Source organism: Nocardioides pyridinolyticus, assembly GCF_054653575.1.
The window spans coordinates 37462-50748 of record NZ_BAAIFY010000014.1 but is presented as its reverse complement, the minus strand read 5'-3'; the positions used below and the strand labels follow the sequence as shown (position 1 = coordinate 50748).

Sequence of the window (13287 nt, the reverse complement as noted above, 5' to 3'; positions counted from 1 at the left end):
CGCCGGCCGGCCGCCGGCGAGCTCGGCGAGCAGGTCGACGGTCGGCCCGAGGACCTCCGGCGAGAACATCACGTCGTCGGGGTCGTCGTAGTGCTCGGCCACGCCGGTGCCGAAGTAGTTCTCGCGCATGGCCGCCATCGTGCGCGGCGCGGGGCGGCGGCGCGAGCGAGTTTCAGAGCCGACCGACCTGGTCGGCGTACCACCGGATGCCGGTGAGGTGCTCCGCGATCTGGCGCAGGGTCCAGTTCTGGCCGCGCGGGACGTCCCACGCGCCGGGACCGGCGGCCGTGAGCCGCAGGGCGAACGTGCGGCCGAGCCGGTGCAGCCGCTGCCCGGCCTCCTCGAGGTCGAGCTCGGTGAACCGCGCCCAGTCGGCATCCACGGTCACGAGGCTGGCGTGCCAGTGGTCGGGCTCGGTCGGTACGCCGGCCAGCAGCGCCTCGACCTCGGGGAGGTGGTCGACGAGGTGGTCGCCGACCCGTCGGACCACCTTGTGCGGCGTGTAGATCCGGTCGCCGCCCTCGCTCACCACGGGCCGGCCGTCCCAGGCCAGCCAGCTGCTCGCCACGGCCAGGCAGTGCTCGACGGCGGACTCGACCTGGGCTCCGGGATTCTCCATGCCCGGGACGCTAGGGGCGGGACGCTTCGACGCCGGCCGAACCGTCCCGGGCGTAGCCTCGCCGGGTGCACGACACCGACGTCGCCGCCGTCGGCGCACTCATCGGCGACCCGAGCCGGGCGCGGATGCTCGACGCGCTCATGGCCGGCCGGGCGCTGACCGCCGGCGAGCTCGCGCGGGCCGCGGGCGTGACCGCCTCGACGGCCAGCGAGCACCTCGCGCGGCTGCGCGACGGTGGACTCGTCGAGGTCGTCGTCCAGGGCCGGCACCACTACCACCGCATCACCGGTCCCCGGGTCGGCGCCGCGCTCGAGGCGCTGGCCCACGTGGCACCGCCGCAGCCCGTCCGGTCCCTGCGCCAGGCAGGGCACGCGCAGGCGCTCGGCTTCGCGCGCACCTGCTACGACCACCTGGCCGGCGTCTGCGGGGTCGCGCTGCACGGCGCGCTGCTGTCGCGCGCGTGGCTGACCCGGGCCTACGACGTGACGCCGCTCGGCCGCGACCGGTTCGCCGGGTGGGGGGTGGACGTCGACGACGTGCGGTCTCGGCGCCGCTCGTTCGCGAGGCCGTGCCTGGACTGGACCGAGCGGCGCACCCACCTCGCCGGGGCCTCGCCGCCGCGATCACCGACGGACTGGTCGAGCGGGAGTGGTTCGTCCGGCGTACCACCGGGTCGAGGGCGCTGCGCCTGACCGACGCGGGCCGCGCCGGGCTCGTGGAGCTCGGTGCCGACCTCGGGTCAGAACAGCCGGTGTGACGGGTCGTCGAGGCCGCGCAGGGCGTCGTAGTCGACGGTGACGCAGGTGATGCCGCGGTCCTCGGCCAGCACGCGGGCCTGGGGCTTGATCAGCTGGGCGGCGAAGACGCCGCGGACCGGGCCCTTCGTGGTGAGCAGCGGCTCGCGGTTGAGCAGCTCGAGGTAGCGGGTGAGCTGCTCGACGCCGTCGATCTCGCCGCGGCGCTTGATCTCGACCGCGACCGAGGCGCCGTCGGCGTCCCGGCACATCAGGTCGACCGGGCCGATCGCGGTGGGGTACTCGCGGCGGACCAGCGTCAGTCCCTCGGCCAGCGTGGCCGGGTGCTCGGCGAGCAGTTCCTGGAGGTGCTTCTCGACGCCGTCCTTCTGGAGCCCGGGGTCGACGCCGAGGTCGTGGGACGAGTCGTGCTGGACGTCCTCGATGAGGATCCGCAGCGTGTCGTCGTCCTTGCCGACGACCGTCCACTCGACCTGGCCCTCGTCGTTCACGCCCTCGGTCACCTTGCACGGCGGCGACATCCAGTTGAGCGGCTTGTAGGAGCCGCCGTCGGAGTGGACGAGCACCGACCCGTCGGCCTTGATCATCAGCACCCGGGTCGCCATCGGGAGGTGGGCGGTCAGCCGCCCGGCGTAGTCGACCTGGCACCTGGCAACGACGAGTCTCACGGGCGAGGAATCTACCGTGAGCCCGGGACCGCGCCGGGCACACCTGCTCGAGCGCGTTCGGGAGCTGTGATCGTTCCAAACGCACAGGAAGTTACTTGCGAGTGAAGTAGACCACTGTCACACCGGGTTACCCCGTGCAACCATGCGCGACATGACGACTCCGCCCTCCACCGGTGAGACCCGCAGCTTCTCGACGATCGGCGTGATCGGCCTCGGCACCATGGGGGCCGGCATCGCGGAGGTGTTCGCCCGCAACGGGTACGCCGTCGTGGGCGTCGAGAAGGACGACGAGGGCCTCGCGCGCGGCCGCGAGCACCTCGAGCACTCCACCGCCCGCGCGGTGAAGCGGGACAAGATGACCGAGGCCGAGCAGGCCGAGCTGCTGGGACGGATCACCTTCACCACCGACCTCAAGGGCCTCACCGAGGCCGACCTGGTCGTCGAGGCGGTCGTGGAGTCGCTGGAGACCAAGAAGGCGCTGTTCCGCGAGCTCGACGGGATCGTCGCGCCGGAGGCCGTACTCGCCACCAACACCTCGAGCCTCTCGGTCACCGAGATCTCCACGGCCAACTCGCGCCCGGGCCGGGTCGTCGGCATCCACTTCTTCAACCCCGCACCGGTCCAGAATCTGGTCGAGATCGTGCGCACCGTCGTCACCGAGGACCAGGTGCTCGCCGACGTGCAGGCGCTGGTCGAGGCGGTCGGCAAGAACCCGGTCGTCTGCGGCGACAAGGCCGGCTTCATCGCGAACACCCTGCTCTTCGGCTACCTCAACCACGCGGTCTCCATGTACGAGGGCCGCTACGCCAGCCGCGAGGACATCGACGCCGCGATGCGCTTCGGGTGCGGCTACCCGATGGGCCCGCTGGCGCTGCTCGACCTGATCGGCCTCGACACGGCGTACACGATCCTCGAGACGATGTACCGCCAGGGCCGCGACCGTCTCCACGCGCCGTCGCCGATCCTCAAGCAGATGGTCACCGCCGGCTGGCTCGGCCGGAAGACCGGCCGCGGCTTCTACACCTACGAGGCGCCCGACAGCCCGGTCGTCGTCGCGGACGACCAGACGCCGTCGGCCGACGACAAGCCCCAGCTCAAGCACGACATCTCCCAGGTCGGCGTCGTCGGCACCGGCACGATGGCCAGCGGCATCGTCGAGGTCTTCGCCAAGGCCGGGTACGACGTGCTGGTGGTCGGCCGGGCCCAGGAGAAGGTCGACGGCGTCGTCGCCGCGATCACCAAGAACTTCGACAAGCAGATCCAGCGCGGCCGCGCGACCGAGGAGGCCAAGGCCGAGGTGCTCGCCCGCGTCACCGGATCGACGTCGCTGGACGACCTCGGAGGCGTGGACATCGTGGTCGAGGCGATCGCCGAGGACCTCGCGGTCAAGACGACGCTCTTCGAGAACCTGGACGAGATCTGCAAGCCCGGCGCGATCCTCGCGACCACGACGTCCAGCCTGCCGATCATCGCCTGCGCCCAGGCCACCTCGCGGCCGCAGGACGTCATCGGCATGCACTTCTTCAACCCGGCCCCGGTCATGAAGCTGGTCGAGGTCGTGTCGACCGTCGTCACCTCCGAGGACGTCACCGAGACCACCCGCGCGCTGTGCGACCGGGTCGGGAAGGTCGCGGTCTCCTGCGGCGACCGGGCGGGCTTCATCGTCAACGCGCTGCTGTTCCCGTACCTCAACGACGCCGTGCGGATGCTCGAGGCGCACTACGCCACCGCCGACGACATCGACACCGCGATGAAGCAGGGCTGTGCCCTGCCGATGGGCCCGTTCGAGCTCCTCGACGTCGTCGGCAACGACGTGTCGCTGGCCATCCAGCGCGAGCTCTACCTGGAGTTCCGCGAGCCCGGCTTCGCCCCGGCGCCGCTGCTCGAGCACCTGGTCACCGCCGGCTACCTCGGCCGCAAGACCAAGCGCGGCTTCCGGGACTACTCGACCCGCTGATGCCCGCCTGACTGGCCGCGCCCGTGCCCGGGTACCTCCGGGCATGGGCGTGGAGACCGGACGCATCACCACCGACGTCCCGGCGCGGCTCGACCGCCTCCCGTGGTCCCAATCGGCCTCGTCGGCGCGGTCTACGTGGCCGGCGCCTGCCTCGGCGCGCTGGTGTTCGGGCAGCTCACCGACCGGTTCGGTCGGAAGAAGCTCTTCCTGCTGACGCTCGGTGTCTACACGGTCGCCACCGTCGCCACGGCGTTCGCGACGACCCCGCTCTGGTACCTCGCCGCCCGCTTCGTCACCGGCATGGGCATCGGTGGCGAGTACGCCGCCATCAACTCGGCGATCGACGAGCTGATCCCCGCCAAGTACCGCGGCCGCGTCGACGTCTCGATCAACGGCTCGTTCTGGGTCGGGGCGGCGCTCGGATCGCTGCTGACGATCCCGCTCCTCGACCCCACCTTCGTCGACCCCGAGTGGGGCTGGCGGCTGGCCTTCGGGCTCGGCGCCATCCTGGCCGTCGGCATCCTGCTGGTGTGCCGCAACGTGCCCGAGAGCCCGCGCTGGCTGTTCATCCACGGCCGCGAGGAGCAGGCCGAGCGGATCGTCTCCGACATCGAGCGCACCGTGTCCGACGAGTCCGGGCAACTTTGCCGGCGCACTCCTGCTCGGACCGCTCTTCGACCGGATCGGCCGCGTCCAGATGATCACGTTCACCTACGTGCTCTCGGGCGCGCTGCTCGGCGTCACCGGCTTCTTCCTCGGCAGCGTCACGGCGGTCTCGCTGACGGTCCTCGGCGCCGTCATCTTCTTCTTCGTCTCGGCGGGGGCGAGCGCGGCGTACCTGACCGCCAGCGAGGTGTTCCCGATGGAGACCCGGGCGCTGTGCATCGCGTTCTTCTACGCGATCGGCACGGCGGCCGGCGGCATCAGCGGCCCGCTGCTGTTCGGCCACCTCATCGACAGCGCGTCGGCCAGCGGCGACATCACCGGGATCGCCGTCGGCTACTTCATCGGCGCCGTGCTGATGATCGGCGCGGGCGTCGTCGAGGCGTTCCTCGGCGTCCGGGCGGAGGGCCAGTCGCTGGAGGACATCGCCCGCCCGCTGACCGCGGAGGACGAGCCCGCGCGCGCTTGAGGAACGGCCGTACGCTGGAGGCATGGAAGGCCTCCTGATCCTCGTCGTGATCGCCGCCCTCGTGGCCGTGGTAGTGGTCGCGCGGCGTACCGGGCGGCAGCGCGAGCTCGAGCGCCGGCGCGCCGAGCTGGAGCCCGTGCGCAAGCTGACCGCCGAGGACATCACCGCCCTCGGTGAGGAGCTGCAGGCCCTCGACCTGGATCTCGCGGGGCGCGAGCTCACCCCGGGCGAGAACGCGGACTACCAGCGCGCCCTCGACGCCTACGAGGCGGCCAAGACGGCTGCGGAGGCCATGAGCCGGCCCGACGACGTCCGGCACGTGACCGAGATCCTCGAGGACGGGCGCTACGCGATCGCGTGCGTCCGCGCGCGGGTGGCGGGCGATCCGCTGCCGCTCCGCCGCCCGCCGTGCTTCTTCGACCCGCGCCACGGGCTGTCCGTCGCGGACGTGCCCTGGACGCCGCCCGGCGGCGCCACGCGCGACGTGCCCGCGTGCGCCCTGGACGCGGAGCGGGTCCGCGTCGGCGCCGAGCCGGACGCCCGGATGGTCATGCAGGGCTCCCAGCGGGTGCCCTACTACCAGGGCGGCCCGGCCTACCAGCCCTACGCGCGCGGCTACTTCGGCGCGTTCGGTCCCATGGACTGGATGTTCGCCGGGCTGATGTTCGGCGCGTTCGGCGGCTTCGAGGGCATCGGCGACGGGATCGGCGCCATCGGCGAGGGGATCGGTGACGGGATCGGCGCCATCGGCGACGGCATCGGCGACATGTTCGACGGCTTCGACTTCTAGCCCGAGTCGGCGCGTCAGCCCTTCGCCAGCTGCGCGACGTGCAGGGTGACGAACCGGCCGAACAGCGAGTCGCTGTCGACCGTGTCCGGGTCCGAGGCGGCGTAGTCGCCGGTGACCTCGAAGGTGTAGGTCCCCGCCTTGGCCGACTTCGGCAGGCCGACGGTCGCCAGCGCGGTGCCGGAGCCGGCGACCGGGTCGGTGGTCGTCGTACCGACCGTCTTCCCGGAGGGGTCGAGGACGGTGACGGTGTAGCTGTACATGCTGGCGCCGACGCTGCCGCCGGACGGGAAGGCCAGGCTCACGGCGAGCGAGCGCGTGCGCGCCGCGACGGGCACCTCGTAGGTGGCGCTGTCGCTGCCGCCCGCGGTGGCCGGGGGTGCGGCGTGGACGAAGAAGTCCGAGCGCAGCACCTGCACTCCGTCGGCCCTGCGCATCCGCTGGTCCGCCCGGTGCGCGGCGGTGGTGAGTCGCGCGCGCCACTTGTTGCCGGTGACGAGCGCGACCGCGCGGTCGAGGTTCGTGTAGCCGTAGCCGACCTGCCAGAACGGGAGGTCGCCCGACCTGTCGGGCGCGTTCACCGGGGTCGCGGTGGCCTGGAGAGCGAGCCGGACCTGGCCGGGCGTGAGCGCCGGCTGCGCCTGGAGGAGTACGGCGGCCGCGCCGGCCACGTGCGGCGCCGCCATCGAGGTGCCGGATGCCTCGGCGTTGTCACCGGGAGGGCACGGCCCGATCAGCGTGCCGGCGCTGTCGCACGTGCTGCTGATGTCCACGCCGGGCGCGGTGATGTCCGGGTGAACGAGGCCGAGCCGGTCGCCGGTGAAGGTGGTGTGGTTGTCGGCGCCGATGCGGGTCGGCCGCGAGTTGTCGTGGACGAGGCCGTTGGAGGAGAAGTCGCCGCGGAAGCGGTCGGTGGTGCCGGCCGCCACCGAGATCACCCACGGCGACTGGGAGAACGGGTTGAGGCTCATCGGGACGTCGCCGCTGCCGGAGTTGCCGGCCGCGAACACGACCGTCGCCCCGCGGTCGGCGACCGTCCTGGTCGCGATCGCGACCGGGTCGTTCGGGTCGAACTGGCGGTAGCTGTTGCCCCACGAGTTGTTGATGACGTCGATGCCCATGAGGTCGGGCTGGTCGAGCATGTAGTCGTAGGCGGTCACGACGGCGCTGGTGAAGAGCACCGCGCCGATCGCGAAGCAGGCGAGGTCGGCACCGGGCGCGACGCCGTACCGGCTGCCGTCCTCGACCGACTGCGAGTCCGCGGCGATGATGCCGGCCACGTGGGTGCCGTGGCCGCTGCCGATGTCGGTGTTGCTCGCCGGGCCCTGGTCGACCGGGACGACGATCATCGGACGGGTGCCGTTGTTGGCGTACTCCGGGCTCAGCAGCGTGACGTTGTGGGTCACGCGGTCGGCGAGGTCGGGGTGGGTGGCGTCGCAGCCGGAGTCGACGACGGCGACGGTCACGCCCTTGCCGGTGAGGCCCTGCTTGCGCAGCGCCCGCGCGCCCGCGGGGGAGGACGAGGTGGCGTCGCTCGACGCGGTGTCGAGCAGCTCGATCGGCTCGTCGGGGTAGACCGCGGCGCCCGCGATCTCGGAGCCCTCGATCTGGGAGATCGCCGGTGCCGGGCCCTCGACGATCGCGAGCGGGAGGTGCTCCATCGGCTGCACGGTCAGGCCGAGCGCCTGGAGCGCGTGCACCTGGTCGGCACGGGGGACGGCGTCGAAGCGCACGATCGCGCGCTCCTGCTCGATCGTCCCGCTCGGCGGCGGGGCACCGTCGGCGCTGGAGACGGCCGTGAGCGGGAGCGCCACGGCGAGGGCGCTGACGAGCGTGAGCACACGGGTGCGCGAGGATGGCATCGATGATCCGATCACGTGTACGTACAAGAGGCACTGCTGCGGTGCCCGGTCAACGGCGCCTCGCCTCGTGGAGTTACGCCCTCGTGGTGCCGGCGCTGCTGGCGCTCGTGCCGCTCCCGACCGGAACCGACGTGGACTATCAGCTCGGCGGCGAGCGCTCCGTGCCCGACCACGTCGGCATCGTGGTGCGCGACCGCGAGGCCGCGCCGGTCGAGGGCACGTACAACGTCTGCTACGTCAACGGCTTCCAGACCCAGCCCGGTGAGCGGCGCTTCTGGCGCCAGCACTGGCGCCTCGTGCTCAAGCAGGGCGGCGAGCCGGTCGTCGACGAGGCGTGGGGCGAGTGGCTGCTCGACGTGCGCACCGACGCGAAGCGGCGCGACCTCGCCCGGATCGTGAACCGGTGGACGCGCGGCTGCGCGGACGACGGGTTCGACGCGGTCGAGTTCGACAACCTCGACTCGTTCACGCGCAGCCACGGGCTGGTCGAGCGTCGCGAGGCACTGGCCTTCGCGCGGCTGCTGGTGAAGGGCGCGCACCGCGCCGGGCTCGAGGCGGGGCAGAAGAACCTCGCCGGCTACGACGGCACCCGGATCGGCTTCGACTTCGCGGTCGCCGAGGAGTGCGGCCGCTACCGCGAGTGCGGCGCCTACACGCGTGTGTACGGCGACCGGGTGCTCTCGATCGAGTACCGCCGCGCCGACTTCCGCTGGACCTGCCGGCGGTACGGCGAGGAGCTTCCCGTCGTCCTGCGCGACCGGGACCTGACGCCGACCGGGGTGCGCGAGTGGTGCTGAACGCGGACCTCCACACGACGTCCCTGGGGGAGAGCGGCCCGCTGGTCGCCTTCTGCCACGGCCTGTTCGGCCAGGGCAAGAACTGGACCACGATCGCCAAGGAGGTCGCCGTCGACCACCGGGTGCTGCTGGTCGACATGCCCCACCACGGCCGCTCGGAGTGGCCCGACCACTTCGACTACGTCGACGTCGCCGACCGCGTCGCGACGCTGTTCTCCGCCGACGACCCGGTCGCGCTGGTCGGGCACTCCATGGGCGGCAAGGCCGCGATGGTGCTCGCGCTGCGCCACCCCGAGCTGGTCGAGCGGCTCTGCGTCGTCGACGTGTCGCCGGTCGACTACGAGGGCCGCAGCGAGTTCGCGGGCTACATCGAGGCCATGCTCGCGCTCGACCTCGACACGCTCGAGCACCGCCGCGACGCCGACGAGGCGCTCGCCGAGGCCGTGCCCCACCCGACCGTGCGCAGCTTCCTGCTCCAGAACCTCCACCGCGGCGAGGACGGCTGGTCCTGGCGGCCCAACCTCGAGGTGCTCGGGCGCGACCTCGCGGCGCTCGGCGGCTGGCCGGCCGACGCGCTCGAGGGCGTCGCGCCGTACCAGGGCAGCACGCTGTGGGTGGCGGGGGCGACCTCGGCGTACGTCCAGGACGGGTACGCCGACGCGATGGACCGCTGGTTCCCGAGGAACCGGCGCGTGACGATCAAGGGCGCGGGCCACTGGGTGCACTCCGAGCAGCCGCAGGTGTTCACCGAGGTGCTGAGGCGCTTCCTGGCGTGACGTTGAGTTGGGCAGTAATCGCCGTTGAGTAGGGCCCTTCTCCCAGCTGGCCCGGGAGCGAGGCCCAGTTCGAGGGCGAGTTGGGCCCAACTCAACGGTGGCGGGCGCGGTACGCCGCCACGGCGTTGCGGTTGCCGCAGGTCGTGGAGCAGAACCGCTTCGAGCGGTTGCGGGAGAGGTCGAGCACGACGCCCCGGCAGTCGTCGTCGGCGCAGACGCCGAGGCGGGACATCTCGTCGGCGCGGATGACGTCGATCATGGCCATCGCGGCCTCGACCTTGATCCGGGTCGCCAGGTCGCGGTCGGGCGTGACCGCGTGGACGTGCCAGTCCCAGACGTCGTGGCGCACGAGCTGGGGGACCGCACCGGCGGACGCGAGCATCTCGTTGACGAGGGCGACGGCGTCGTCGCGGGAGGCGGTGAGCAGGGCGTAGAGCTCGGCCCGGATCGCGCGGACGTCGTCCAGCTCGGCCCGGTCGCGGTCGCGGCGGCCGGTGAACTCGAACTCCGCGTAGAACGCGTCGAGGTCCTCCTGCGTCTCGAGCGTGTCCGGCTCGAGGCCGGAGTTGGCCAGCGTCGCGGCCGCCTGGAGGGAGACCTCCGTGTCATGAGCGAAAACCACGTTGACAGGTTACACCCGCACGACCTAGTGTCATGTGCCATGGCGACGTTGACTCATGACGCAACCCCGGTGGCCGCGGGCACCCGGCTGGCCAGCGGCCTGGGGTTCGCCGTCGCGTCGGCGTTCTCCTTCGGCCTCTCCGGGGCGCTGGCGTCGCCGATGTTGCAGGCGGGCTGGAGTGCGGGCGCGATCGTGCTGATCCGGGTCGCGATCGGTGCCCTGGTCGTGCTGCCGTTCGGCGTCGTCGCGCTGCGTGGTCGCTGGGATGCGGTACGTCGCAACGCCGGGCTCATCCTCGCCTTCGGCACGATCGCGGTCGCGGGCGCGCAGTTCTGCTACTTCTCGGCCATCCAGCACATGCAGGTCGGCCCGGCGATCCTCATCGAGTACACCGCGCCCGCCGCGGTCGTGGTCTGGATGTGGCTGCGGCACGGGCAGCGCCCCGGTCCGGTCACGCTCGTCGGCGCCGGCCTCGCCGCGCTCGGCCTGGTGCTCGTCCTCGACCTGCTCTCCGGGGCCGACCTCAGCGTGGCCGGGGTCCTCTGGGCGCTGGCCGCGATGGTCGGGGCCTCGACGTACTTCATCGTCTCCGCCAACGAGGACAACGGGCTCCCGCCGATGGCGCTCGCCGCCGGGGGACTCGTGAGCGGCACGCTCGTCCTCGGCCTCCTGGGGCTGGTCGGCCTGATGCCGATGCGCGCCGCCGACAGCAGCGTCGAGTACGCCGGCCAGTCGGTCGTGTGGTGGGTCCCCCTGCTGCTGCTCGGCGTGGTGACCTGCGCCGTGCCCTACACCACCGGCATCGCCGGCATCCGGCGGCTCGGCTCGCGCCTGGCGTCGTTCGTCGCGCTGCTCGAGGTCGTCGCCAGCGTGCTGTTCGCCTGGCTGCTGCTGGACCAGCTGCCGCTCGCGGTGCAGCTGCTCGGCGGCGTGCTGATCCTGGTCGGCGTGGTGTTCGTGAAGCTGGGCGAGCGCGCTACCGCTGATCCTGTCGTCTGACCCAGACCTCGCGCACCAGCATCAGGACCGAGGCCGCGGTCGGGATCGCCAGCAGCGCGCCGACGACGCCGAAGAGCGCGGCGCCCACCAGCGCCGCGATCACGGTGACCGCGCCGGGCACGTCCACCGACTTCGACATCACTCGCGGGTAGATCACGTAGTTCTCGACCTGCTGGTAGACGAGGTAGAAGATCGCGCACGCGACGCCGATCTTCCAGTCCTCGGCGAAGCCGATCGCGGTGACGATGACCGCACCGAGGGTGGCGCCGATCATCGGGATCACGTCGAGCAGCGCGACGACGAAGGCCAGCGCGACGGCGTACTCCCCGAGGCCCGCGACGAACAGGAAGATCAGCGACGAGATGCCGGCGCACATCGCCACGATGAAGGCGCCGGAGACGTAGCCGCCGATGCTGCGCACGACGCGGTTGCCGAGCCGGGAGACCCGGTCGCGGCGCGAGGCGGGGGCGAGCCGGTAGAGCGCGTTCTTCGTGGTCTCGAGCGACGCGAGGAAGTACAGCGTGAGCACGAGGATGATGAAGCCGTTGAACAGCGCGCCGAGCACCGCCAGGCCGATGCCGAGCGCGCCACCGAAGACCGCGCCGGCGAAGTCACCGTTGGTGACGTAGTCCTGGATCTTGCCGATGATGTCGTACTCGTCGTCGAGCCGCTGGACCTGTCGGTTGCGCTGGAGCTGGTCCAGCCAGTGCGGCACGTTGTCGGTGAGCGAGCGGACCTGGTCGGCGATGACCGGAACGATCGCGACGATGAACAGCGTCAGCGCGGCGAGGAACGCCAGGATCACCGTCAGCACGGCGTAGGAGCGGCGCATGCCGTTCCGCTCCAAGAACCGCACCGCCGGGTCGAGGCCGGCCGCGAGGAACAGCGCGACCACGACCAGCATGAGCGTCGAGCCGATGGCGGAGACCTGCAGGGCGAGCCAGATCGCCACGAGCACGCCCAGGCCGCCGACGAAGCCGACGTAGAACGGCGCGTGGTGGTCGAGCGGGGGACCCGGCTCGCCGAGGTAGTCGTCGCCGACCGGGATGCCGGCCGTCTTCTCGTCGGGCTGCTCCACCTCCGCGGAGCCGGTCACTCCTCGTCCTTCGCGAAGCCGGAGATGACCTCGCTGAGCGAGGCGAGCTGCGCGGTGATCGCGTCACGGCGCTTGGCGAGCCGGTCGACGTCGGCCCGGACCGCGGCGAGCTCACGCTCGGCGTCGGCGTTGCCGCTGGAGGTGATCGACTCGGCCTGGGCCCGCGCGGTGGCGACGATCTGCTCGGCCTCGCGGCGGGCCCGGTTCAGCAGCGCCTCGGCTTCGGACGAGGCGGCGGCGCGCTGCTCGGTGGCCTGCGAGGCGGCCTCGCGGGCGCGCTGCTCGGCGGCCGTGGCGCGCAGCTCGGCCTCCTCGACCAGGCGGCGGGTCTCGGCGGTGGCGCTCGCGTGGTGGTCGGTCGCCTCGCGCGCGAGCCGCTCCTTCTCGACGGCCAGTGCGCGGCGGGCCTCCTGGACCTCGCGGTCCGCGGCGGCGCGCGCCTGCTCGGCCTCGCGCTTGGCGGCGGTGCGGAGCTCGTTGGTCTCCTGCTCGGCGGCCAGCCGGAGCTGGTCGGCCTCGCGCTTGGCGGACGCGACCAGGTCCTGGGCCTCGGCCTTGGCCAGGGTCCGCTCCTGCTCGGCGTCGGCCATCAGCCGGGCGCGGTTCTCGTCGAGCTCCTTGAGCTGGACCAGGCGCATGTCCTCGGCCTCACGGGCCGCGTCGCCACGGATCGCCTTCGCGTCCCGGCTGGCCTGCTCGAGGATCTCGGCCGCGTCGGCCTTGGCCGTCGCCCGGACGTCGGCCGCCTCCTCCTCGGCCAGGCGCAGCATCGCGGAGGCCCGGCCGCCGAGTCCGGCGTACGACGGCTGCTCGTTCTCCTTCAGGCGCTCGGCCAGATCCTTGACCTGCTCCTCGAGCTCGAGCACGCGGCGCTCGGACTCGGTCAGGCTGGCGCTCAGGCCCGACTTCTCGGTCATGAGCTGGTGCAGCCGCGCGTCGACGGCATCCTTGTCGTAGCCACCGCGGCGGACGACCGGGAGCCCGGCCGGTGCGGCCGGCGGTGCGCTGGCGGACACCGGTCGCTGCGGCGCGGGCGGCGGGACGACCGGCGCCTTCCTCGGTGCCGCGACGGCGGGCTTCGGCGCGGCCTGGGCCGACTTCGGCGGGACCGCCGGCATCACCTGGGTGGCGTCGTCGGCGGCGGCCTCGGTCACGTCCTCGCCCGGCTCGTTGTCGTCGAAGATGGACAGTCCCTGGTCGCTCGTCACAGCGCAAAC

At 72.3% G+C, this 13287-nt stretch carries 12 protein-coding genes and 2 pseudogenes; 8 read left to right on the top strand and 6 right to left on the bottom strand.

The window, feature by feature from the left end:
* Positions 1–172 precede the first annotated feature (172 nt).
* Positions 173–619 (bottom strand): hypothetical protein, encoded by a 447-nt coding sequence (locus tag ACYQ0U_RS13515; RefSeq protein WP_459973698.1) that lies wholly within the window; start codon positions 617–619, stop codon positions 173–175.
* Between the two features lie 65 nt (positions 620–684).
* Between ACYQ0U_RS13515 and ACYQ0U_RS13510 the strand changes: the two genes are divergently transcribed.
* On the top strand, positions 685–1311 hold the full coding sequence (locus ACYQ0U_RS13510) for an ArsR/SmtB family transcription factor (protein WP_459973696.1): 627 nt from the start codon (positions 685–687) through the stop codon (positions 1309–1311).
* 47 nt (positions 1312–1358) lie between these two features.
* Here ACYQ0U_RS13510 and nucS read toward each other — a convergent pair whose 3' ends face one another.
* Entirely contained in the window at positions 1359–2042 is a 684-nt protein-coding gene (nucS, locus tag ACYQ0U_RS13505) for an endonuclease NucS (RefSeq protein ID WP_459973694.1), read from the bottom strand.
* Positions 2043–2193: 151 nt separating this feature from the next.
* Here nucS and ACYQ0U_RS13500 point away from each other — a divergent pair, with 151 nt between their 5' ends.
* The 4 genes and pseudogenes from ACYQ0U_RS13500 (at position 2194) to ACYQ0U_RS13485 (ending at position 5921) form a co-directional block, all read left to right on the top strand.
* On the top strand, positions 2194–3999 hold the full coding sequence (locus ACYQ0U_RS13500; protein ID WP_459973692.1) for a 3-hydroxyacyl-CoA dehydrogenase family protein: 1806 nt from the start codon (positions 2194–2196) through the stop codon (positions 3997–3999).
* A gap of 102 nt (positions 4000–4101) precedes the next feature.
* Positions 4102–4572 (top strand): annotated as a pseudogene (locus ACYQ0U_RS13495) (MFS transporter); the annotation flags it as partial.
* 79 nt (positions 4573–4651) lie between these two features.
* Positions 4652–5131, top strand: a pseudogene (locus ACYQ0U_RS13490) (MFS transporter); the annotation flags it as partial.
* Between the two features lie 22 nt (positions 5132–5153).
* Positions 5154–5921 carry a hypothetical protein gene (locus tag ACYQ0U_RS13485; protein WP_459973690.1) on the top strand — a complete coding sequence of 256 codons (768 nt, stop codon included), beginning with the start codon at positions 5154–5156 and terminating at the stop codon, positions 5919–5921.
* Positions 5922–5935: 14 nt separating this feature from the next.
* On the opposite strand, the gene ACYQ0U_RS13480 is transcribed toward ACYQ0U_RS13485, so the two are convergent.
* Positions 5936–7780: a S8 family serine peptidase gene (locus ACYQ0U_RS13480; protein ID WP_459973688.1), complete on the bottom strand. Its 1845-nt coding sequence runs from the start codon at positions 7778–7780 to the stop codon at positions 5936–5938.
* A gap of 41 nt (positions 7781–7821) precedes the next feature.
* On the opposite strand from ACYQ0U_RS13480, the gene ACYQ0U_RS13475 reads away from it, so the two are divergent.
* Positions 7822–8577, top strand: a complete 756-nt coding sequence (locus tag ACYQ0U_RS13475) for an endo alpha-1,4 polygalactosaminidase (RefSeq protein ID WP_459973686.1) — start codon at positions 7822–7824, stop codon at positions 8575–8577.
* The gene (locus ACYQ0U_RS13470) at positions 8568–9353 is read left to right on the top strand and encodes an alpha/beta fold hydrolase (RefSeq protein WP_459973684.1); all 786 of its coding nucleotides are present in this window, start codon (positions 8568–8570) and stop codon (positions 9351–9353) included. Before ACYQ0U_RS13475 ends, ACYQ0U_RS13470 begins: the two co-directional genes overlap by 10 nt.
* Before the next feature lie 91 nt (positions 9354–9444).
* Here ACYQ0U_RS13470 and ACYQ0U_RS13465 read toward each other — a convergent pair whose 3' ends face one another.
* Positions 9445–9975: a CGNR zinc finger domain-containing protein gene (locus tag ACYQ0U_RS13465; protein WP_459973682.1), complete on the bottom strand. Its 531-nt coding sequence runs from the start codon at positions 9973–9975 to the stop codon at positions 9445–9447.
* 39 nt (positions 9976–10014) lie between these two features.
* Between ACYQ0U_RS13465 and ACYQ0U_RS13460 the strand changes: the two genes are divergently transcribed.
* On the top strand, positions 10015–10974 hold the full coding sequence (locus ACYQ0U_RS13460) for an EamA family transporter (RefSeq protein WP_459973679.1): 960 nt from the start codon (positions 10015–10017) through the stop codon (positions 10972–10974).
* Here ACYQ0U_RS13460 and ACYQ0U_RS13455 read toward each other — a convergent pair.
* Positions 10952–12070: an AI-2E family transporter gene (locus tag ACYQ0U_RS13455; protein ID WP_459973677.1), complete on the bottom strand. Its 1119-nt coding sequence runs from the start codon at positions 12068–12070 to the stop codon at positions 10952–10954. The two genes, ACYQ0U_RS13460 and ACYQ0U_RS13455, sit on opposite strands and share 23 nt — an antisense overlap.
* Complete coding sequence (locus ACYQ0U_RS13450; RefSeq protein WP_459973675.1) at positions 12067–13278, bottom strand: coiled-coil domain-containing protein; 1212 nt, start codon at positions 13276–13278, stop codon at positions 12067–12069. Before ACYQ0U_RS13450 ends, ACYQ0U_RS13455 begins: the two co-directional genes overlap by 4 nt.
* Between the last annotated feature and the right edge of the window lie 9 nt (positions 13279–13287).